The organism is Marinomonas sp. SBI8L, assembly GCF_001624705.1.
Taxonomy (GTDB): domain Bacteria; phylum Pseudomonadota; class Gammaproteobacteria; order Pseudomonadales; family Marinomonadaceae; genus Marinomonas.
In genome coordinates this window covers 28,413-51,459 of sequence record NZ_JSEO01000009.1, presented here as the reverse complement: position 1 = coordinate 51,459, position 23,047 = coordinate 28,413, and the positions used below count along the sequence as shown (strand labels likewise).

Below are 23,047 nucleotides of genomic sequence, written 5' to 3'. Positions count from 1 at the left end.
ATTATTCTATTTCTTGCTGTATTTCTTGAGCTGGCACGTGACGAACGTCCACCCCTTTAACCATATAGATTAAGTGCTGACAAACATGACGTGCATAATCACCGATACGTTCAAGAGATCTTAGCACCCAGATCACATTCAGAATACGAGTGATACTGCGTGGATCTTCCATCATATAAGTCGCTAGGGAACGCAAAGCTGTTTTATATTCCATATCAACAACACGGTCTTGCTTAGCTACCTTTATCGCCATATCGATATCTAGTCGAGCGGTCGCATCAAGCGCATCATGTATCATACGAGATACCATGGTACCTATACGGTTAATCTCAACATAACCTCTTGGCGACTCACCCTCTTCGATCAAGGATAAGGTAAATTTAGCAATCTTCTTAGCTTCATCACCCATACGCTCAAGTTCACTTACCGCTTTTGAGATAGATAAGATCATACGTAAATCAGAGGCTGCAGGCTGACGCTTAGCCAGAATACGTGTACATTCTTCGTCAATCAGCTCATCTAGCTTATTAACCGTAGCATCCTGCTCACGTACGTCCTCAGCTAACTCAGAGTTACTGTTTAGTAAGGCTTCAATCGCATCACTTACTTGCTTCTCAACCACGCCACCCATAGTTAGAAAGTGTTGGCGTAAGTCTTCAAGCTCAGTATTAAACTGCTGCGATATATGGTGTGTCATTAGTTCTTTCATGATCTTCTTCCTTATCGACAGAGCTAGCCGTAACGACCAGTAATATAGTCTTCTGTTTGTTGCTTACTTGGGTTAGTAAACAAGGTATTAGTATCCCCAAATTCAATCAGGTCACCCATATACATGAAAGCAGTATAGTCAGAGACACGAGCCGCCTGTTGCATGTTGTGAGTTACAATTGCGATGGTGAACTCTTCTTTCAACTCATGGATCAATTCTTCAATTTTCAGGGTTGAGATTGGGTCTAACGCAGACGCAGGCTCATCTAATAAAAGAACCTCAGGTTTTACTGCAACGGTACGTGCAATAACCAAGCGCTGCTGTTGACCACCAGACATACCTAAAGCACTTTCGTGTAGTCTGTCTTTTACTTCATCCCAAAGGGCTGCAGAACGTAACGCCCATTCAACTGTTTCATCAAGAATGCGCTTTTTGTTAATCCCTTGAATACGAAGCCCGTAAGCAACGTTTTCATAAATGCTTTTCGGGAAAGGGTTAGGCTTTTGGAATACCATGCCTACACGGCGGCGCAGCTCAGCAACCTCAGTTCCTTTCGCATAAATATTTGTATCATGTAGATTGATCTCACCGGTAATACGGCAAGTATCAACTAGGTCATTCATACGGTTAAAGCAACGTAATAAGGTCGATTTACCGCAACCAGATGGTCCGATAAAAGCAGTTACCTTCTTTTCTGGGATGATCATATCAATCCCATTCAATGCCTGCTTATCACCATAGAAAAGTTCTAGGTTGTTCACAGTTAAACAAGGAGTTTCATTTTCGATACGCAAAGTCTGTTGGCTACGCTGCATCGCCGAAATATCAATTGAGTGTGCTTTCATTTCGCTCATAATCGTCTCTTCTCTGCTATCTACATTTCCAGCGATTTATATTTTTCACGTAAGTGATTTCGAATGGTAACGGCTGCTAAGTTCAATAGAGCAATTACTATCACTAACAATAGGGCTGTGGCATAGACAAGTGGTCTTGCCGCTTCAACATTTGGGCTTTGGAAACCCACATCATAGATATGGAAACCAAGGTGCATAAATTTTTGATCTAGGTGAATAAATGGATAGTTACCATCTAACGGTAAAGATGGCGCCAATTTAACAACACCTACAAGCATAAGTGGCGCAACCTCACCTGCGGCACGCGCAACCGCTAGGATGACACCTGTCATGATAGCTGGACTCGCCATAGGTAAAACAACACGCCATAGGGTTTCTGCTTTGGTTGCACCCAAAGCCAAACTACCTTCACGGACGTTTCTAGGAATACGAGATAAACCTTCTTCTGTTGCAACAATGACCACAGGAACCGTTAGCAGAGCCAAGGTAATTGACGCCCACATCAAGCCACCTGTACCAAATGTTGGTGAAGGTAGAGCTTCTGGGAAGAAAGCTTGGTCTATCGAAGAACCCATAAAGTAGATGAAGAAACCTAAACCGAATACACCGTATACGATTGAAGGTACACCAGCTAGGTTGTTTACAGCGATACGAATCACACGTGTTAACCAACCTTGGCTCGCATATTCTCTTAGGTAAACCGCTGCAACAACGCCAAAAGGTGTTACCAAGATAGTCATCAGTAATACCATCATGATGGTACCAAAGATAGCTGGGAATACACCGCCTTCAGTATTTGCTTCACGAGGATCATCAGATAAGAATTCCCATAGCTTAGCGCCGTAGAAACCAATTTTATCAAAGACATTCATCGCATTAGGTCTAAAAGCACGAACCACTTTAGCAACCTGTAACTCACTAATAGTGCCGTCCATCGCTTCTACTACGAAGGTATCACGATTGATTTCACCATAAAGTGTAATCAAACGCTCTTGCAGCACTTTATACTCTTGATCAAATACTGCTCTATCAGCATCTAGGTCAGCTAAGATTGCTGGTGTTAGCTCATCATTAAGCTCTAAAGAACGTTGCTTTAAACGTAAACGCTCTAAACCATGGTTAATCGCACCTATGTCATGTTTTTCAATCTGATAGATGTCTTCATGAATCACTAACGCTCTTTCGATGCTTTTCTCAAAACTTTCCCAAGTCGCTAACGCACTGTCAGTCGCTTGCTTATCTTGCGTTTCAGCAATCACGGTGCCACTTTCTTTCACTGCTTGCAGGTAACCATAAAGGTTACCCCATTCATGTCTTTCAGCAGCAAATAGCATTTCAGGTTTTGTTACTTCCGTTAGGAAATCATCAATTACCCAACGAAAGTCAGAACCGTAAATATCACGGTTACCTGTTTTCATTAGCGTACGAGAAACAATCTCTTTATCTTCGCTAATTTCAATACCTGCTTCTCTCACTTGTACAGCAGGTACTTCTAGACTTTCTACTCTTTCTGCAACTAGCTTGTAAGCAGGTTGACCTGGTACTTCATATCTAGCTTCAACAATATCAGCTGGCCAGAAGTGGCCTAAACCACGTACAGCGATAAGAAGTAATAATCCAATGACCATGATCACAGATATTGCCACGGCACCAGCGTTTAGCCATACCCATGGATCACCGGACTTAAACCAATTTGAAACGGATGGTTTTTGCATTTTTTTCTCTTTAATACTTGTCATACTCTTGCTCACTATAAGTTACAGAGAACCGTATTTTTTACGTAAATGTTGGCGCACAGTTTCTGCAATCGTGTTAACCACAAAGGTAAACAAGAAGAGCACAAATGCTGCCAAGAACAAGATGCGATAATGTGAGCTATCAACTTCTGACTCAGGTACTTCAACCGCTAAGTTGGCCGCTAGAGTACGCATACCTTCGAAGATGTTGAAATCCATAATCGGTGTATTACCGGTTGCCATCAGTACTATCATTGTCTCACCAACAGCACGACCCATACCTATCATAATGGCAGAGAAGATACCTGGGCTCGCTGTTGGTAGTACCACACGAACCATGGTTTGCCAGTAAGTTGCACCCAATGCTAATGACCCTTGAGTCAGTGCTTTAGGTACGCTGAATATGGCATCTTCAGTAATAGAGAAGATGGTTGGGATAACCGCGAAGCCCATAGCAAAACCAACAACTAAAGCGTTTCTTTGGTCAAACGTAATGCCTAGGTCATTAGTGATCCAACCACGCATATCACCCGCAAAGAAGTTCAGCTCAATCACCGGACTCATGGCGACACATGCCCAACCTAAGAAAATGATCACAGGGATCAAGAGTATTGGTTGCCATCCATCAGGCAATAACCAACGAATCTGATTCGGTAAACGAGACCAGATATAAGCAAATAGCAGGATACCTATAGGTAACACCACAAGAATACTGAAGGCTGCAGCTAGGTTTTCTTCAAGGAAAGGTGCAAAGAACAAACCCGCCAAGAAACCAAGAATAACCGTTGGTAGGGCTTCCATAAGTTCTATTACTGGTTTCACCTTACGGCGAAGACCAGGCGCCATAAAGTAAGCCGTATAGATAGCACCACAGATAGCTAACGGCACAGCCATAACCATGGCATAAAACGCCGCTTTTAACGTACCAAACGCAAGTGGCATCAAGCTGTATTTAGGCTCAAAGTCATTGTTAGCAGCAGATGACTGCCAAGTATAAGTTGGCTCTTGATAACCTTCGTACCAGATCTCAGACCATAATGATCCCCATGATACTTCAGGGTGCTCATTATCAATTTTGAAGAAACGGATACCTTGGCTGTCTTCTAGCAGTAAACCATTCGCTCTTGGAGAGAAAGCAATGTTAGTCGCTGTCTCATCACTCAACTTTTCATTAATCACTTGGCGTGAAGAGGTAGCATTATAAATCGCAACAACACCACGGGTATCTAGTGTAGCGAAGCCTTTACGACGCTGTTCCATCGCCACATCGATAATGCCAACAGGTTGAGTAACATCACGAATAAAGGTTAGGTTTTCAACGTTATCTTCATCACGAACGTTAAACCATTGGCTCACTTTACCGCTTGCGTCAGACACCATGATAGATGATTGACCCAGTAAGTAGCTCATTGAGGTTAAATCCTTACCTTCTTCGGTAAGCTGATGCTGAGCCTTAATACGGATATTATCAATCTCACGTAAATCAAGCTCTGTCATAGCACCTGACTGAGTGGCTATATATAGATATCTTTGATCGCCACTGATAAGCAAAGAGGTTGCATTATCAATAAATGGTAGCTCGGCTTGAAGTTCGGTTAGCTCCACCTCTTCAGTGATAAAGTTAACGTCTTTTTCAAGCTTAACGATACGGCTTTGAGTATCACCAATAACAACAAGTGTTAAGGCTTCTTCACCGTTTCTAATTGCGACTTGTTTAATGGGGAAGTCAGCAGCATCAATCGCTTGCTCACCAAATGGATACTCAACTAACGGAGTAATTTTTCGTTTGCCATCTGGGTAAGTAATTTTGTAGTTATGTTGAGCAATTACAAGCTGACCATTGTCATAAGCTAGCGCCATAATACGACTGGTATCATCTTCAATCGCAAAGGCTGTCATATCCGCTGCAACCGTGCTTTTTACTTGTTTGATAACATCGCCGTTTAAGTTATCAAAAAAGATAATGCTGCCGTCTTGGGCAACACGCATGGCAACTTCATTTTGCTCTTCAACCGTTAAGTAATGGCTAGCACCACTTTCTTGGTGCGGCAAGCTATACACGGCTTCCGCTTCGATTTCAGCACCTGCAAAAAGTGGCGCAACTTCATATAAAAGGTAAAAACAAATCAGTAGTACAGCAAGAATAACGCTGCTTCCACCTATTGCGATACCGGCTGTAGCAGCCTTGTCTTTTGCTCGTCTCACTTTTCTGTGGCGTAGCAAAGCTGGGCTGTTGAAATCCAAATCTGGGGCTTGACGGTCTGTTGTTTTACTCATCAGAAATCATCTTGTAATTTGTTGCATATTTGTGACAACAGCAAGCATAAGAAAAGCAGGAAAGACTAATCTTTCCTGCTTATGATCTTGCTGTACCATTCAAATGTTATTGAATGCCTAGATCGCTCAAGTACTTGTTAGCAACCTTGCTAGGTAGTGGTACATAACCATCTTTTACTACAACTTCTTGACCAAGTTGAGACAATACCATTTTAACGAATTCACGTTGTAGTGGATCAAGAGGCTTGTTTGGAGCCTTGTTCACGTAAACGTATAGGAAACGTGATAGTGGGTAAGAACCTTTCGCAGCATTTAGAGGCGTCGCTTCTATGAACTTACCGCCTTCTTTTTTCGCTAGTGGGATAGCGCGTACAGAAGATGTTTTATAACCGATACCAGAGTAACCGATACCGTTCAAAGATGTTGATACAGACTGTACAACAGATGCTGAACCTGGCTGCTCATTGACACTGTTTTTGTAGTCACCTTTGAAAAGCGCTTTCTTTTTAAAGTAACCGTATGTACCTGATACTGAGTTACGACCGAACAATTGAACGTCGCGGTTAGCCCAAGCACCAGTTAGGCCTGTTGCACCCCAGTTAGTGATATCTTGGTTGTATCCACCTTTACGTGTAGAAGAGAAGATAGCATCGATTTGTGGCAAAGATAGGCCTTTAATTGGGTTATCTTTGTGTACGAAAACCGCAAGAGCATCGATTGCTACTGGAATCGCTGTTGGCTTGTAGCCATATTTCTTTTCGAAAGCAGCAACTTCTTTGTCCTTCATAGTACGGCTCATTGGGCCGAAGTTTGAAGTACCTTCAGTTAGTGCTGGTGGCGCAGTAGAAGAACCAGCAGCCTGAATTTGAATGTTAACATTTGGGTATAAACGTTTAAAATCTTCCGCCCAAAGTGTCATTAGGTTTGCCAGTGTGTCCGAACCAACACTTGAAATGTTGCCAGAAACACCGCTTGCCTTATTATATGAAGGCAGCATTGGATCAACAGCAGCAACAGCACTTACAGATAAACTTGCGGCAGCAGTAAGAGCTAGACCGGCAACTAAATTTTTCATCATTACAATAGCCTCAGTGGTTACATCCAAATTCATGGGGTAATTCCCATATCTTGTTTGATGATTGATACTATAGCGAGGGAATGTGACAAAAATGTTAAAGCCAGACAGGCTCCTAAATTTGTATTCAAGTTTTTTGTTTATTATCAATAAATTTCATAAATATCAAATAGTTATAAATAAATATTTTTAACTATTTTTTCAAAAAAGCGCTTTTTATTAAATTAATGCGTCTTTATCAGTGTCATAAAAGCATCTTTTATTACGCCCTTTGTCACATTTGTTATATGCAGCTATTTTTCTTATTAAGATAAATCCTTGATCTAATTAACACTTACTGTGTATTTGGCATTTGAAATCCCATAAACTTGAGCCTCAAAGGCGAAAATACGTCTTAAATCAATACATAACAAACAGTCTGTGGACTTTGATCATGCTAAAAATAATAATCGACCTAGCTGAGTCGCTTTCTTCTGTGATAGGTAAGTGCGTTGCCTGGCTTACTTTAGGAATGATGGCGCTAACCTGCCTTATCGTTGTCATGCGTTATGGCTTTAATGCCGGCTCTATCGCTTTACAAGAGTCAGTACTTTACCTACACGCGTTAGTCTTTATGTTAGGCGCAGCCTACACCTTTAAGTCAGATGAACATGTACGTGTAGATGTTTTCTATCGCGGTTTTAGTGATAAGAAAAAAGCTTGGGTAAACCTAATAGGAGGAGTTCTCTTCCTTTTACCTGTCACCCTTTATACCAGTTACTTGAGTTTTGATTATGTCTCTGCATCTTGGAGAGTCATGGAAACATCACAAGAACCTGGCGGCCTACCTTTCGTTTACTTATTAAAAACCTTGATACCTTTAATGATGATTACCCTCATTATTCAAGGCCTTGCCGACATATTTAAGAGCATAGGCATAATTACAGGCCAACTCTCTTCTGAATCAACACAAGGACCTCAAAATGACTGAGTTAATTCCACTCTGGCTCTTTGGGGCTGTTTGTATCTTTTTACTCTTTGGCTACCCTGTTGCCTTCTCATTAGCTGGTACAGCATTAATTTTTGCTGGCCTTGGCAGCATGATGGGAACCTTCGACCCCGTTTTCTTAGAAGCTCTGCCTAATCGCCTATTTGGCATTATTCGTAATGAAACCCTGATTGCGGTGCCTTTATTCGTCCTTATGGGCGTCTTGTTAGAAAAGTCTAAGCTTGCCGAAAAACTGCTAGATAGTATGGCAATGCTATTTGGTACTTTGCGCGGTGGCTTGGGAATTTCTGTGATTCTAGTGGGTATGCTACTCGCAGCGAGTACAGGGATAGTAGGTGCGACGGTTGTTACCATGGGGATGATCTCATTACCTACCATGTTACGTCGCGGTTATGATCCATCCCTTGCCGCAGGCACAATCTGTGCAACAGGGACACTTGGTCAAATCATCCCACCTTCTATTGCACTAGTGCTTTTAGGCGATGTTATGTCCAATGCTTTCCAAAAAGCACAATTGGAAATGGGCATCTTTTCTCCTAAAACCGTATCAGTAGGCGACCTCTTTGTTGGTGCCTTGATTCCAGGCCTACTATTAGTAGTTGCCTACATTTTATATGTAGCAATTGTGGCTTGGTTACAGCCTCACAAAGCCCCAGCAGTGCCTAAGGATGAATTATTAGCAGGCTCTACAGAGCCAGTATATATTCTTCTGATAAAAGGCTTGGTGCCACCACTGACCCTTATCTTAGCGGTACTAGGTTCTATTTTGACAGGTATTGCGACGCCAACAGAAGCTGCTGGTGTCGGTGCTTTTGGTGCAGCAATCTTGGCACTAGCCAGTGGTCGTTTAAACCTTGCTACCTTAAAAGAAGTGGTTTACTCCACTACACGCGTTACTTCAATGGTATTTTTAATCCTGATCGGGGCGTCACTATTCTCCCTTGTCTTTAGAGGGTTTGGTGGCGAAGAGTTAATTCATAACTTCTTTAGCCAATTACCTGGTGGTGTCTTTAGTGCCATGCTAATTGTCATGTTAGTCATGTTCCTATTAGGCTTTATCTTAGACTTTATCGAGATTACCTTTGTTGTGGTGCCTATTGTTGCACCGGTTTTATTAGCAATGGGGTTAGATCCCGTTTGGTTAGGTATCATGATGGCAATTAACCTGCAGACATCTTTCCTAACACCACCATTTGGTTTTGCACTATTTTATTTACGAGGTGTAGCACCGCCAGAACTGAAAACTCAATCAATCTATAAAGGTGTTGTCCCTTTTATCTTGATTCAAGTTGCCATGTTGGTGCTATTAGCCATTTACCCTGAGTTAGCCACTTGGTTACCGAGTGTCATTTACGGTGATTAAGCCAAGCATATAAGAGGACATCCTATGAAAGCGGTTCAAATACAAGATTATGGCCCAGCATCCGATTTGGCTGTGGTTGAAGCTCAAAAACCTGTCATTGCAGCAGGTCAGCTATTAGTAGAAATTGGCGCGGCAGGTATCAATCCAGTCGATACTTATATTCGTTCTGGTACTAACAACTATCAAGCCAGCTTCCCTCATACACCAGGGAACGATGGTGCAGGTACTGTGGTTGAAGTGGCTGACGATGTGACTGAGTTTAAAGTCGGCGATCGTATCTACTTTAGTCGTTGTTTATCAGGATCATCTGCTGAATTCGCTTCATGCTTGGCTGAAAAGGCGTTTCCGCTACCTGATAACATTAGCTTTGAACAAGGCGCTTGCTTGGGCGTACCCTACACCACAGCCCATAGAGCTTTATTCGGCCGAGCGCATGCTCAAGCAGGCCAAAAAGTATTGATTCATGGTGGTACAGGCGCTGTTGGTATTGCTGCCGTACAACTTGCTTTAGCGGCAGGCTTAGAAGTTGTGGCTAGTGCGGGCTCAGAAGCCGGTGAAGCGCTTCTTAAGGAGCAAGGGGCTCATCATGTGATCAATCACAAAGATGCAGACCACCTTGTCCCTTTTCAAAACCTAGAGAATGGCTTTGATGTCATTATCGAGATGCTTGCAGACCAAAACTTGGATCAGGACTTAAAAGCCCTAGCCCACGGAGGCTGTGTTGCGGTTATCGGTAACAGAGGTACTGTCGAAATTAACCCAAGAGACCTCATGGCTCGTGATGCCGCTGTTGTTGGGGTTGCCCTTGCTAATGTAAAAACACCTGCTCTTAAGCAAATTGGTAAGTCACTTTACCCGCTACTAAGTTCAGGCTTACTTACTCCTGTCGTTCGTAAAACCTATTCTTTGGATGAACTTGGCCAAGCCCATGAGGATGTTTTAAAAGCAGGTGCATTAGGTAACCTAGTTGTCACTTTAGCGAATTAAACTCTCTTCTATCGAGAAGGGTTTCAACTTTATGGTCATTAATACCTTGTTTTAATGGCCATATTTTTAAAATGAAACTAGGCTCACTATATGAAATAGAAACTTTACTAATACGCTATTTCAGCCCAAACTTATTTGCTAGCCTAACTTAATAATGCACTTTGAAAGGAGCCTTATATGAGTGTGACAGTCGTTGTAAGCTTTAAAGTTAAGCCACCTTTAGTAAATGAATTTATTGACCTTCTCCAGTCCCACCAAGCGAGTATGATTCAAGCTGGCGCCAAAAATGTGACCATCTTTACTACTCCTGATAGAGCCAACAAAGTTTTTGAGATAGAAAACTGGGATTCTGTTGATGATCATAAAGAATATGTTCGAATGATTTCTGAAAGCCCTGAACTTGAGAAGTTTAATGGTTATCTTGTTGAACCTTATAAAGTTTCTTATTTAGAAGAAGTCTCTAGGTTGGACGCTTTCTAACCTTCTAGAAAAGCTTTTATCTAAACAAAAGACAACAAGTCTTTACCTATTCTAGCCGCCATTGTATAAACTGATTTTATCTATACTAAATGGCGGAGAGAAATGTGTTAACGCCCTCTGATGTACTATCCTTGCCCATTCAGGCACACACCCATGACCATGAGTATCATCAGTTGGTCATAGTGCTTGATGGCGACACGGATTTTGACATTCAAGGGCAAGGTAAGCAGCTCGCCCCTGGCGGTGGTTGTGTCGTACCTTCAAGTGAAGGCCATGCTTTTGCAGGTTTAGGTGAAAACCGCATCATGGTAGTGAACTTGCCTATCCCTCCTCAACAGGCCATTACCCAAGAAGAGTACGAGTTGGTTTCACGCATGTTTGATCAGGCAAGCTTTTTCCAGCTTAATGCCAGATTAAAACTATTGGCCACCAGCTTAAGCAGCGAGTTAGAACAGCACCCTGATGACAAGCTACTTGCCAGAGCCTGTGGTAACACATTGCTTAGTGCAATACGCCACCAACTTACCGAAACAGACATAGTCACGCCGACAACAGCTGGCCGTCGATTAGACATAGATAAGTTGGATCAATATATAGACAACAACCTTTCTCGCCGAATTCAGATGCAAGAATTAGCTCAGTTTTGTTTCTTAAGTGTGAGTCAATTTCATCAAAGGTTTAAAGAGAAAATGGGCCTAACTCCCCATCAATATGTACAGCAAAAGCGCCTCAAACATGCCCAATTTTTATTAGCCAATGGCTACTCAGCCTCTCAAGCGGCAAGCCTTTGTGGTTTTTCCAGCCAAAGCGCAATGACCACACTTTTCTCTCAAGAATTAGGGATAAGCCCAGTTCGCTTTCAAAAGCTGTACCTCACTTAAACTTCCCTCGTTCGCCCAGAGTTTTTTGTAAAATTAGGCGAGCATTCAATAAGACTGAAATTAAAAGTCATCATACAGTAAGCAAAATGTCACATTAGCAACTCGCTAACACAGTTTGATTTGTCGATATTGTTCTAAAATCAAAACAGCGAGCGCTTGTATTCTATCTCCCCACTTGGGTATGGAGCTTACTTATGTTTAACGCAATTGATGTGCTTGATTCTTCTTTCATCAAGCAAAAACCTGCCCAGTTATGGGAACTGATCTCTCCCTTATACAATGTGGATGAAGCGAGCTGGTTAACTCAGCTACTGCCTCTTGCTAAGCCTTCTAAAGAAACGCTTGAAGCAACCACGAACAATGCAACAGCGCTTATTCAAGCCGTACGTGCTGATGATGAAGCCAGCAGCATGATTGATTCATTGTTATTAGAATACAGCCTAGATACCAAAGAAGGCATTCTTCTAATGTGTCTAGCAGAAGCCTTGATGCGTGTGCCTGATGGCGAAACTGCCGATGCTTTTATCCGTGACAGACTGAGCGCTGCGGACTGGAATAGCCACTTAAAAAATTCTGATTCATTTTTTGTAAACGCTTCTACTTGGGGCTTGATGCTAACAGGTAAAGTGGTTGGCATGAATGAGAAAGAAGATGGCACTCCCGCTAATCTGATGAATCGCTTGGTAAACCGCTTATCCGAACCTGTTATTCGAAAAGCCATGTATCAAGCAATGAAAATCATGGGGCACCAATTCGTTCTAGGTCGCTCTATCAAAGAAGCTCTTTCTCGCGGTAAAAGCTATCGTGATAAGGGTTATAGCTATTCATTCGATATGTTAGGTGAAGCAGCACTGACACAACAGGATGCTGATAAATACCTTGATGCTTACATGCGCGCAATTGATAGCGTGGCAAAAGACACTTATAAAGGTAGCGCAGCAAACCCAACTATCTCAATCAAGTTATCAGCTCTTCACCCAAGATACGAAGTTGCACAAGAAGCTCGAGTAATGTCTGAGCTATTTGAAAGCGTAAAAAACCTTATTATCAAAGCTAGAGCGAAAAATGTTGGTATTACTATCGACGCCGAAGAAGCTGATCGCCTAGAAATGTCTTTGACGCTCTTTGCAAAGCTTTACCAAGACCCTGTTTGTAAAGGCTGGGGCTTATTTGGTTTAGTCATTCAGGCTTACTCTAAACGCGCTCTTCCGGTTCTAACTTGGTTAACAGCCATTGCAGCAGAGCAAGGAGATCAGATCCCTGTACGCTTGGTAAAAGGTGCTTACTGGGATGCTGAAATCAAACTGTGTCAACAAAAAGGTTTTGATGGTTACCCTGTTTATACACGTAAAGAGTCAACAGATACGTCTTACCTTGCCTGCGCCCATTACCTATTAAGCCAGCATGCAAGGCAGTGGATCTTCCCTCAGTTTGCAACACATAATGCTCATACAATTGCAGCGATTAATGCGATTGCAGGCAATACAGGTGCAAGTACAGCTGAGTTCGAATTCCAACGCCTACATGGTATGGGTGATGCGCTTTATAACCGCGTAATCAAAGATCAATCTGTGAATGTACGTATTTATGCGCCTGTTGGTAGCCATAAAGACCTACTTCCTTACCTAGTTCGTCGCTTGCTTGAAAATGGCGCGAATAGCTCTTTCGTACATAGGCTGGTGGATGCTAAATGCCCAGTCGAAGAGTTAACTCATCACCCTGTTGAAACCCTGTTAAGCCGCAAAACACTGGCTAATCCTTATATCAAGCTACCAATTGATATGTTCGAAGAGCGCCAAAACTCTTTTAGCCCAAATATCGACATCAGCTCTCAATGGCAGCCATTTGAAAAAGAAGTGCAAAGCTTTATGCAAAACACTTGGCAAGCAGGCCCATTAGTTTCTGGTGAAAAACTAGCGACAGACATACAACATCTAGTTCGTAGCCCATACAAGCAAAGTCAGGTAGTGGGTGAACTAAACTGGGCAGACGCAGATCAAGTAAGCCTTGCTATCAGCAAAGCACAAGACGCTTTCCCAAGTTGGTCAGCAAGACCTATGTCTGAGCGTGCTGCTTGCCTTTTAAAGATGGCTGACTTGTTAGAGCAAAATCTGGCTGAGTTTGTTGCAATTTGCCACAAAGAAGCAGGTAAAACCATACAAGACAGCATTGATGAAGTAAGAGAAGCGGTAGACTTCTGTCGTTACTACGCTTGCTTCAGCCAAGATAATCTAGCCCAAGCTAAGCCTTATACTGACTTTAGAGGCAAGCAACAGCAGCAAACATTTGAAGCCAGAGGTGTATTTGCTTGTATTAGCCCTTGGAACTTCCCATTGGCCATCTTCCTTGGCCAAGTAACTGCCGCGCTAGTTGTCGGTAATACGGTTGTTGCTAAACCTGCAGAGCAAACCTGCTTAATTGCCATGCGTGCGGTAGAGCTATTGTTAGAAGCAGGCATTCCCGCCGACGTTATTCATCTATTACCGGGTGATGGCGCAACTGTGGGTAATGCAATTACTTCTGACAAGCGTATTGCTGGTCTTGCTTTTACCGGCTCCACAGGAACAGCACAACGTATTAACCGTGCGCTATCTGCTCGTGGTGTCGACCCTGTTCCTCTCATTGCTGAGACAGGTGGACAGAATGCCATGATAGTTGACTCCACAGCATTGCCAGAGCAAGTTGTAAGAGATGCGGTTAATTCAGCCTTTGCTTCAGCAGGTCAACGCTGCTCAGCCCTGCGTGTACTCTTTGTACAAGCAGATATCGCTGACCGTGTTATCACCATGCTACAAGGTGCGATGCAAGAGCTAGTGGTTGCTGACCCTCAGTTCCACAGTACAGACCTTGGCCCTGTGATTGATAAAACAGCTCAGAACAAGCTTGCTGCGCACATTGAGACCATGAAAAAAGAAGCTAAGTTAATTGGTCAAACAAAGCTACCAGAAGCATGCGATCAAGGTACCTTTATTGCACCAACTGCGTTTGAGCTAAGCAGCATTAATCAATTAGGTGATGAGCAATTCGGCCCTATTCTGCATTTGGTACGCTACCAAGCTAGCGAGTTGGAGAATATGATTGAAGAAATCAATAATTCAGGTTTTGGCCTCACCATGGGTGTTCATAGCCGTAATGAAACCACTTGCCAACGCATTGCTGAGCTTGCGCGTGTAGGTAACCTTTATATTAACCGAGATCAAATTGGTGCCGTTGTAGGTGTTCAACCGTTCGGAGGTCAAGGCCTATCAGGCACAGGACCAAAAGCGGGCGGACCTCATTATTTAGCGGCCTTTATGAAATAAAGTGTGACGCTACACTTTATTTATAAGCAGCCAATACAGGTAAAAGAATTTAGGTACAGATATTATGAATGCTAATAAAACACAAATAGATAAGGCAATGCAGGCGTTTCCACTATGGAACCAACTAGGTACTGAGCAACGCGCTGAAAAGCTAACAAACAGCCTTAATACCTTAACAGGTGATGCAAGAAAAATGGCTCAGTGGCAGATTAATAATGCACTAGCTCAAATTGCCGCTAAGCAGCTAATGCCAGGACCTACAGGAGAAAGTAACCTACTTTCAAACCAAGGTCGTGGTGTATTTGTCAGCCTTATTACAGACTTGTCAGCTCAAAGAGAGCAACTATTTACAGCTGTTGTAGGCCAGGTTTATGCCGCCTTAGTTGCAGGAAACAGTGTGATTCATCATGGTGAAATGGGTCAGACTCTTCTAGCGAGTTTAGATGCTTATTTACCTGAAGGTGTCTTACAAGAAGCAAACCAAGCAGAGCATCAAGAGAACTTACAAGACATACGACTCGCTGGCGTTTGTGCACTAACTGATGATAAGAACTTGATTGAAATAAAGCAGACACTTGCGAATAAAGAAGGCCTTTTATGTCAGCTAGTAAGTGAAACTGATTTCATCAATTACTCAAATCAGGCTAAACCAAGCTTTATTCACCAATTCACTACGGAGCAAACCATTAGTACCAATACGACCGCTGTTGGTGGTAATGCAACACTTCTAGAGTTAGGCAGTAAAACAGATTAACCCCTGTTTAACGGCATTAAAAAAGGCTTCAAAGTTAAACTTTGAAGCCTTTTTTGTACTTACTAGTGAAGTGATTTAACTAGTCAGCATCACGAGCATTGATATAAGCACGTTCAGACACGGCATGCCATTTACTCACTTTAGAACGGAAGTCCATGAAAGAGTCGTATACTTTCTTACTCATTTCATCACCTGCCGCCACTTCTTTCAAAGTCTCATCAGAAGCAGAACGCAATTGTGCGAGTACTTCTTTCGGGAAAGGCTTAAGTTGAACATTATGATCATTAACTAGAGTCTCTAGAGCGTCATTGTTCAAAGCCGTAAACTCATCAAGCATATCTTGGTTAGCCTGACGACCAGCCGCTTTAACAATCAACTTAAGATCTGCTGGTAATGCATCAAATGCTGTTTTGTTAACCATAGCTTCAAGCGTTGTACCTGGCTCATGCCAACCTGGGTAGTAGTAGAATTTAGCTGCTTTATAAAGACCAAATGCTAGGTCGTTATATGGACCAACCCACTCTGTCGCATCAATCGTGCCTGTTTGTAAAGCAGTAAAGATTTCGCCACCAGGCAAGTTAACCGGTGTACCACCTACTTTTTTGAGTACTTCACCACCTAGGCCAGGAATACGCATTTTCAGGCCTTGGAAGTCATTAATAGAGTTAATTTCTTTGTTAAACCAACCACCCATTTGAACACCAGTGTTACCTGCTGCCATAGGGACTAGATTAAATGGAGCATATACCTCTTCCCACAGAGCCATACCGCCGCCATGACTAACCCAAGCATTGATTTCTTGTGCAGTTAATCCAAAAGGAACCGCAGCAAAGAATTGTGCCGCTGGCGCTTTACCTTTCCAGTAATAAGACGCACCGTGGCCCATTTCGGCGGTACCACGAGATACAGCATCAAAGACTTCTAGTGGCGGTACTAACTCACCCGCTGCATAAACTTTTACATTCAGACGTCCACCGGACATCTCTGTAATGTTTTTTGCTAGTTTCTCTGCACCTGTACCTAAACCAGGGAAGTTTTTCGGCCAGGTAGTTACCATTTTCCAGTTGATCACTTCGGCTTTAGTTTCAACCTTCGCTTGCTCTTCAGCTTTTTCACCACCGCCACAAGCGACTAAGGTTGCGGCTGCTAACCCTGCAACCGCCCACTTTCCAAAACTTTTTGCTGTAAACATTTTGATTCCTCAGCTTTTATTGTTATTTATATTGCTTTTATCAGCCTATTGATAAGGTCTAAAAAGTCAGCTTTGCCCATCTAAACAAAACTAGTAAAACAAATACTAGGCGCACTAGCTCATTGTCTCAACTGATTTTTTTAACATTATTCAAATTTATAGTGTTTGTAATTTAGCAAAAGCTAAGACAAGCCATTTTGTGCCTTCATCATCAAAGTTTACTTGCACTCTCGCTTGAGGCCCCTGACCTTCATAATTAATCACCAAACCTTCACCAAAAACAGGGTGAGTCACTCTATCGCCCATGCTGATATTGGTTTCAGGCACTTGATAACCATCTAGCACTGAGTTGTTAGGACGAGCAAAGTTAGGCCTTTGAGTCGAGACAGGTCGAGACACTTGTGATCTTAGGCGTACCTCTTCTAAGCAGTCACTTGGAATTTCATTGATAAAGCGTGATGGACTATTAAAAGACTCACTACCATGCAAACGGCGTGATTCAGCATAGGTAATATAGAGCTTCTCCATTGCACGTGTTATTCCCACGTAACATAAGCGCCTTTCTTCCTCTAAGCGTCCAGGCTCTTCAAAAGACATACGGCTTGGGAACAAGTTCTCCTCTACACCCGTCAAGAAAACAAGCGGGAACTCAAGACCTTTCGCTGAGTGTAAGGTCATCAATTGAATAGCATCTTGGTATTCATCTGCTTGTGCTTCACCTGCATCAAGTACCGCTTGGTCTAAGAAGGCCATCATAGGGGAGCTATATTCTTGCTCTTCGGCTTCGGTTTGAGTCCAGCTAAAACCACTGGCAGCACTAACCAGCTCTTTTAAGTTTTCGACTCTAGCCTCGCCTTTCTCACCCTTCTCTTTTTCATGGAAGGCAATCAAGCCAGCTTCTTGGATTAGCTGCTCAAATACTTCACCTAGGCCTAGGTCATTGCTTTGTACACTATTCGTCATGCCATCAACCAAACCAAGAAAAGCAGCAATGGCATTGGTCGCTCTGGCTGGAAGCAGTTTTTGTCGCACAATTTCAGAGGCGGCTTGCCACATAGAACAGCCTTGGTCTCGGGCTAGTTCACGAATTGTGCCTATGCTTCGCTCACCAATGCCTCTAGGAGGAACATTAATCACTCGCTCCATGGCACCATCATCATTAGCATCTATCGCTAGTCTGGCGTAAGCCAAGGCATTCTTTATCTCTAATCTGTCATAGAATCGATGGCCACCATAAATACGATAAGCCATTTGCTCTCTTACCAAACACTCCTCTAATACTCGTGATTGAGCATTGGAGCGATACAAGATAGCCATATCTCTTAAACTTGATCCGTCATCACGCCATTTTTTAATGATACTTAGAATAAATCTGGCTTCATCTTGTTCATTAAAACCAGCGTAAAGGGAAATCTTTTCCCCTTCTGGGCTTTCGGTCCAAAGCTCCTTTCCTAGACGATCGTCATTATTCTTAATCAGGCCATTAGCGGCTTTTAGAATGTGGCCTGTAGAGCGATAGTTTTGCTCCAAACGAATCGTCTGTACCTCATTAAAGTGCTTAGTGAAGTTCTGTATGTTTTCTATTTTTGCTCCGCGCCAGCCATAAATGGATTGGTCATCATCACCCACCGCCGTAATTGAGCCTTTATCACCCACAAGAATTCGTAGCCAAGCATATTGGATGCTGTTGGTATCTTGAAATTCGTCCACCAGCACATGTACAAAGCGCTCTTGGTAATGGCGTAATAAAGCCGGATTGCCTAACAAAAGCTCGTGCGCACGTAATAAAAGCTCACCAAAGTCTAAAGTACCATTACGTTCACAGGCTTCTTCATAGGTGTAATAGAGTTCACGCATCCCTTTAGAGAAAGGGTCATGGCTATCAGGAACATGAGCGGCACGTCTGCCCTCATCTTTTTGAGCATTAATGAACCAGCAAACTTGCTTTGGAGGCCAGCGGGTTTCATCAATATTTTGTTCTCGCATGATACGTTTAACCATACGCAACTGATCGTCGCTATCCATGATCTGGAAATTTTCTTTTAGCCCAGCATCACGCCAATGGGCACGTAACAAACGATGCGCTAAACCGTGGAAAGTGCCCACCCACATACCTTGAGGAGGAACACCAACCAGTTGCTCTATCCTCGCCTGCATCTCTTTAGCGGCTTTATTGGTAAAAGTTACCGCCATTATGCTAAATGGTGAGACTTCATAGGCATGCATTAACCAAGCAATTCTATGCACTAGAACACGTGTTTTACCACTACCAGCGCCAGCAAGTATCAAGGTATTTTGCAAGGGAGCAGCAACAGCTTCTCGTTGCTTATCATTTAAAGAATCAAGAATAAAAGAAACATCCATTGAGCAGGTTCCGCCTTGCTAATTAAGTGGCTAAAAATTGATTTAATCTTTCTGTCACATAAAAAAACTACCATAGTGGTTGATTTTTGATCGATTTTACGGTTTTTTATGTGTTGTAACTTGTTGACCTCTATTTTGACTTTTTTCACCTGTCGATGACAGTGATCTATGCATTTCATTGTCATTGAAATACATCAAAGGAAAAAACGATGAACAAACTAGCTACCGAGTTAAGTGAACTAAAAACAGAACTTTTACACGCATCTATCAGTTTTGATAATGAGAAAAACGAGAAGCTACAAAAAGAAGACGGCGTACGTATGTTAAAAGCGCGTCGTGGTATTGAAGCTTATCGAGAGCAAAAAAGCTTATCTGATTCCATTTCAAATGGATGGGATATTAACTAATTTCGCTCTGACAAGCGAAAAAAGCCAAGTTAATAACGGCTGACGCTCACTTTTTGATGTGATCTTAATTACCTTAGGCATAATAAGGTAACAAATGGAAACATCATTCCCTTCTATTGCTGTTTTTCCCAGCAAGGTGCCTTTTCCGCCCTAAAAAAACATTCAATTCACTTACGTTTACATACGCTTTCCATTCACTGCAGACATTTGCTAGCGGTGCTAGACCTGTTGGAGTAACATAGCTAGGTTTTTTAAAGCGCTAATTAAATAGCACGCAATTAATAATTATAATAGAGCGAGTAACCCTTTTGGGGAGTCACCATGTTTGAAAACATTCAAGCTGCGCCAGCAGATCCTATTCTTGGTTTAAACGAGTCTTTTGCTAATGAAACTAGCCCTAACAAAATCAATTTAGGGGTTGGTGTATATAAAGATGAGCAAGGTAAAACACCTATTCTGCAAGCCGTTAAACAAGCAGAAGAAAGATTATTATCCAGTGAAACCAGTAAAAGTTATTTAAGTATTGAAGGAACATCTCAATACCGTGAAGCAGTACAAGGCCTTTTATTCGGCCAAGACCATCCAATTATTACCAAAAAACTAGCTCACACCGCCCATACACCTGGCGGAACGGGCGCACTTCGTGTTGCTGCCGAATTTATTAAAAAGCATATTCCCAATGCGACCGTTTGGGTAAGCAACCCAACCTGGGCAAACCATCAAGCCGTTTTTCAATCTGTCGGTTTAGAAGTGGCTAGCTACGCCTACTATGATGCCGTGAATAAAAGTCTAGATTTTGAAGCCATGCTTGCAAGCTTGTCTCAAATCCCTGAAGGCGATGTGGTTCTTTTCCATGGCTGCTGTCACAACCCAACCGGCATAGACCCAACAACAGAACAATGGCAGCAATTAGCGAACCTTTGCAGCAAACAAGGTTTCTTACCTTTGTTTGATTTTGCCTATCAAGGTTTTGGCGTAGGTTTAGAAGAAGATGCGAAGGGCTTGAGAACCTTTACTCAGCAAGTACCAGAAATGCTAATTGCGAGCTCATTTTCTAAAAACTTTGGTTTGTACAATGAACGTGTTGGCGCCATTACGCTTGTTTGTGATACCACAGAACAAGTGGATGCCGCTTTTACTCAGTTACAACGAACCATACGAACAAATTACTCCAATCCACCCGCTCACGGTGCAGCCATTGTGACAGAAATTCTATCTGATCCAGCGCTGCGTAGCTTATGGGAGATGGAGCTTGAAAGTATGCGTAAGCGTATTCATGAGATGCGTAGCCTGTTTGTTAGCACTTTAAGAGCTAACGGCGTAGATCAAGACTTCTCTTTCATCTCTCGTCAACAAGGTATGTTCTCTTTTTCAGGCTTAACACCCGATCAAGTCAGCCGTTTAAGACAAGAGTTTGCCATTTATATTGTCGGTTCAGGCCGTATCAATGTTGCTGGCATCACTCACGAGAATATTAAGCCTTTATGCGATGCAATTAGTGCCGTTGTTCAGAACAACTAACTAAAACGATTAAAGCGTCTTAAAAGCAGTCCTTTTATAAGGGCTGCTTTTTTTTGCACATCAATAAATTTCTCACTTGTTCTAGGTAGGCATTAAGCATTATTCTGCCTTATCTAATTTAGTTAAGAACCTAAGGACTCTCACCTATGTCTGCTACTTTGATTTATTGTTATGACCCAATGTGTAGTTGGTGTTGGGGCTTTCAACCGACTTGGAAAGCATTGCAATTAGCGCTTGCCCCCTATATTGAAAGTGGGGAGATTCAAATCCAGCCAATGTTAGGTGGATTAGCTGTTGATTCAAATGCACCTATGCCCTTACCTATGCAAACCAAGCTAGCTGGTGTTTGGAAGCAGATCGAAAGCCAATTAGGCACTCAGTTTAATCATAACTTTTGGCAAGATTGCCAACCTAGACGCTCCACCTACCCTGCTTGTCGAGCTTGCCTAGTAGCAAGAGATCAAAATCTAGAAAAAGAGATGTCAGCGCAAATACAACAAGCCTATTATCTCAACGCACAAAACCCGTCCGATCTAGATACGTTAGCGCAATGTGCAGCTAAAATTGGATTAAAGGAAGACGGTTTTTTAAAAGCCATGGAACACTGTAAAAAAGCAGAGGTACTCGAACAGGAAGTTCAAATAGCGCGTCAATTAGGGCTTAACTCTTTTCCATCCATTGCCTTGGTCATGGCAAATCAGATGATTCAAATTCCATTAGACTATCTTAATGCGGACCAAATGCTAACAGATATTCTTGCAGCCTTAACGCAATTAAAAAGCGCCTAATACTTTCTTTAAAAGCTAAAACTCATTAGATATTCTAGTGAGTTTTAGTCCATACATTTTTGCTTATTATCTTTCTTTAAAGTCATATTAATATAAATCCCCTTTATTCGAGCGGCTCGTATAAGGCGGTAAGCCAATGTCTTTTTGCAAATGACTAGATAAGTTTGTCAGCTGATCAAACTCTCTCTTAGATATATTTCCTCTACTTAAATCGTTGTTATTATTGTGTTTAGCTAGATTTTTCAAAATGGCTTTAAAGGCTTTTTTAATAACATCTAATAAACTTATCAATAATGGGTACATGCTTGCATCTCCTTGTGTTTAGGCTTTTAATCATGCCTAAGAGAAGCGTAATACACGAACGCTAAAAACTAACGTCAATAATAAGATAAACTTATGGATGCTCAGTTATGGATACTAGAGTCACACATTTAAAAGCCATTCATTACTTTGCTGTCGCCAGCAAAACCTTAAGTTATACCAAGGCAGCCCAAGAACTTTTCGTCTCCCAAGCTGCTGTGAGCCAACAGATACGCCTCTTAGAAGAACATTTAGGTAATAAATTATTTTATCGCGCTGGCCGTGATATGCAGCTCACCACTCAAGGTCATATTCTTGCAGACTATTTAGGCGATGCTTTTGAGCTAATAGGAAAAGGACTAGACAGAGTCAAAGCCGAGCCTTTTGCAGGTAACCTCAGTGTCATTTGCCCGCAGAGTTTTGCTTCTAGCTGGGTGATGCCTAAGCTTTGGCGCTTTACCGCTATGCATGATGAGATTACGGCTAGATTGCTTTGTTGTGACTACAGAGAAGATTTAAGAGCCGGTAATGCCGATATCGACATTACAACAGAAATTGACTCTCAAAAAGATTGTCAGCAAATAAAGCTGCTGGAAACGAACCTCGTCTTAGTTGCCTCAAAATCCCTCGTTGAGAGTATTAAATTTAAGAGTATTGACGACTTACTAAGGTGCTGGTTAATACAAGCTGACGAAGCTGAGTTCTCATGGTCTGCTTTTTTTACAGAATATGGCATTGATACCAATGTAAAACAAAAGCTTTGGGCAGAAGTAGGTTCTTGGTATATGGGAATCAGCGCCGTAAAAGCTGGTCATGGCGTTTTTATTTGTCCAGAAATAATGATCCAAGATGACCTAGAATCAGGTGAACTTGTACATATCTTGCCGCAATTTCCTTTTAGTAAAAGCCTCACTTTTTACATGAATTATCAGGCGTTTTCGCCTCGCATTGAACGTATTAAAGCATTTGAAAAATGGATTTTAGATGAGTTAGCAGGAATAACGATTGACCCTTTTGACCATCGCCATCAAAGTTTGAAGCCAATAGCTGGCAAGCATTAATGCCTGCC

Annotated in this window: 19 protein-coding genes; 11 read left to right on the top strand and 8 right to left on the bottom strand. The window is 42.3% G+C overall.

The window, feature by feature from the left end; genetic code table 11:
• Position 1 precedes the first annotated feature (1 nt).
• From phoU to OA91_RS14360, 5 genes are all read right to left on the bottom strand, one after another.
• On the bottom strand, positions 2 to 709 hold the full coding sequence (gene phoU, locus OA91_RS14380) for a phosphate signaling complex protein PhoU (protein ID WP_046015390.1): 708 nt from the start codon (positions 707 to 709) through the stop codon (positions 2 to 4).
• A gap of 23 nt (positions 710 to 732) precedes the next feature.
• Positions 733 to 1,563: a phosphate ABC transporter ATP-binding protein PstB gene (gene pstB, locus OA91_RS14375; RefSeq protein WP_046015391.1), complete on the bottom strand. Its 831-nt coding sequence runs from the start codon at positions 1,561 to 1,563 to the stop codon at positions 733 to 735.
• A gap of 20 nt (positions 1,564 to 1,583) precedes the next feature.
• Positions 1,584 to 3,278, bottom strand: a complete 1,695-nt coding sequence (gene pstA / locus OA91_RS14370) for a phosphate ABC transporter permease PstA (protein WP_231870377.1) — start codon at positions 3,276 to 3,278, stop codon at positions 1,584 to 1,586.
• A 42-nt stretch (positions 3,279 to 3,320) separates the two neighbouring features.
• Complete coding sequence (locus OA91_RS14365; RefSeq protein WP_063338989.1) at positions 3,321 to 5,576, bottom strand: ABC transporter permease subunit; 2,256 nt, start codon at positions 5,574 to 5,576, stop codon at positions 3,321 to 3,323.
• A gap of 106 nt (positions 5,577 to 5,682) precedes the next feature.
• On the bottom strand, positions 5,683 to 6,687 hold the full coding sequence (locus OA91_RS14360) for a phosphate ABC transporter substrate-binding protein PstS family protein (protein WP_197477817.1): 1,005 nt from the start codon (positions 6,685 to 6,687) through the stop codon (positions 5,683 to 5,685).
• Positions 6,688 to 7,084: 397 nt separating this feature from the next.
• On the opposite strand from OA91_RS14360, the gene OA91_RS14355 reads away from it, so the two are divergent.
• From OA91_RS14355 to OA91_RS14325, 7 genes are all read left to right on the top strand, one after another.
• Positions 7,085 to 7,621 carry a TRAP transporter small permease subunit gene (locus tag OA91_RS14355; protein WP_063338988.1) on the top strand — a complete coding sequence of 179 codons (537 nt, stop codon included), beginning with the start codon at positions 7,085 to 7,087 and terminating at the stop codon, positions 7,619 to 7,621.
• The gene (locus OA91_RS14350; RefSeq protein WP_063338987.1) at positions 7,614 to 9,002 is read left to right on the top strand and encodes a TRAP transporter large permease; all 1,389 of its coding nucleotides are present in this window, start codon (positions 7,614 to 7,616) and stop codon (positions 9,000 to 9,002) included. Before OA91_RS14355 ends, OA91_RS14350 begins: the two co-directional genes overlap by 8 nt.
• A 24-nt stretch (positions 9,003 to 9,026) precedes the next feature.
• On the top strand, positions 9,027 to 9,989 hold the full coding sequence (locus tag OA91_RS14345) for an NADPH:quinone reductase (protein ID WP_063338986.1): 963 nt from the start codon (positions 9,027 to 9,029) through the stop codon (positions 9,987 to 9,989).
• Between the two features lie 177 nt (positions 9,990 to 10,166).
• Positions 10,167 to 10,469: a putative quinol monooxygenase gene (locus OA91_RS14340; RefSeq protein ID WP_063338985.1), complete on the top strand. Its 303-nt coding sequence runs from the start codon at positions 10,167 to 10,169 to the stop codon at positions 10,467 to 10,469.
• Between the two features lie 104 nt (positions 10,470 to 10,573).
• Positions 10,574 to 11,350 carry an AraC family transcriptional regulator gene (locus tag OA91_RS14335; RefSeq protein ID WP_231870376.1) on the top strand — a complete coding sequence of 259 codons (777 nt, stop codon included), beginning with the start codon at positions 10,574 to 10,576 and terminating at the stop codon, positions 11,348 to 11,350.
• A gap of 194 nt (positions 11,351 to 11,544) precedes the next feature.
• Complete coding sequence (putA, locus tag OA91_RS14330) at positions 11,545 to 14,652, top strand: bifunctional proline dehydrogenase/L-glutamate gamma-semialdehyde dehydrogenase PutA (RefSeq protein ID WP_063338984.1); 3,108 nt, start codon at positions 11,545 to 11,547, stop codon at positions 14,650 to 14,652.
• 64 nt (positions 14,653 to 14,716) lie between these two features.
• On the top strand, positions 14,717 to 15,406 hold the full coding sequence (locus OA91_RS14325; protein WP_046015400.1) for a hypothetical protein: 690 nt from the start codon (positions 14,717 to 14,719) through the stop codon (positions 15,404 to 15,406).
• A 79-nt stretch (positions 15,407 to 15,485) separates the two neighbouring features.
• On the opposite strand, the gene OA91_RS14320 is transcribed toward OA91_RS14325, so the two are convergent.
• Both OA91_RS14320 and uvrD read right to left on the bottom strand, forming a co-directional pair.
• Positions 15,486 to 16,598, bottom strand: coding sequence for a TRAP transporter substrate-binding protein (locus tag OA91_RS14320; protein ID WP_046015401.1), 1,113 nt, complete (start codon positions 16,596 to 16,598; stop codon positions 15,486 to 15,488).
• 156 nt (positions 16,599 to 16,754) lie between these two features.
• Positions 16,755 to 18,962 (bottom strand): DNA helicase II, encoded by a 2,208-nt coding sequence (gene uvrD, locus OA91_RS14315; protein WP_046015402.1) that lies wholly within the window; start codon positions 18,960 to 18,962, stop codon positions 16,755 to 16,757.
• 209 nt (positions 18,963 to 19,171) lie between these two features.
• Between uvrD and OA91_RS14310 the strand changes: the two genes are divergently transcribed.
• From OA91_RS14310 to OA91_RS14300, 3 genes are all read left to right on the top strand, one after another.
• Positions 19,172 to 19,369 carry a PA3496 family putative envelope integrity protein gene (locus tag OA91_RS14310; RefSeq protein ID WP_046015403.1) on the top strand — a complete coding sequence of 66 codons (198 nt, stop codon included), beginning with the start codon at positions 19,172 to 19,174 and terminating at the stop codon, positions 19,367 to 19,369.
• Between the two features lie 321 nt (positions 19,370 to 19,690).
• On the top strand, positions 19,691 to 20,890 hold the full coding sequence (locus OA91_RS14305; protein ID WP_063338983.1) for an amino acid aminotransferase: 1,200 nt from the start codon (positions 19,691 to 19,693) through the stop codon (positions 20,888 to 20,890).
• Positions 20,891 to 21,036: 146 nt separating this feature from the next.
• Positions 21,037 to 21,678 carry a DsbA family protein gene (locus OA91_RS14300; RefSeq protein ID WP_063338982.1) on the top strand — a complete coding sequence of 214 codons (642 nt, stop codon included), beginning with the start codon at positions 21,037 to 21,039 and terminating at the stop codon, positions 21,676 to 21,678.
• 87 nt (positions 21,679 to 21,765) lie between these two features.
• Here the strand turns inward: OA91_RS14300 and OA91_RS14295 are convergent, their stop codons facing one another.
• The gene (locus OA91_RS14295) at positions 21,766 to 21,981 is read right to left on the bottom strand and encodes a hypothetical protein (RefSeq protein WP_046015406.1); all 216 of its coding nucleotides are present in this window, start codon (positions 21,979 to 21,981) and stop codon (positions 21,766 to 21,768) included.
• Positions 21,982 to 22,088: 107 nt separating this feature from the next.
• Here OA91_RS14295 and OA91_RS14290 point away from each other — a divergent pair, with 107 nt between their 5' ends.
• Positions 22,089 to 23,039 carry a LysR substrate-binding domain-containing protein gene (locus OA91_RS14290; protein ID WP_063338981.1) on the top strand — a complete coding sequence of 317 codons (951 nt, stop codon included), beginning with the start codon at positions 22,089 to 22,091 and terminating at the stop codon, positions 23,037 to 23,039.
• Positions 23,040 to 23,047 lie beyond the last annotated feature (8 nt).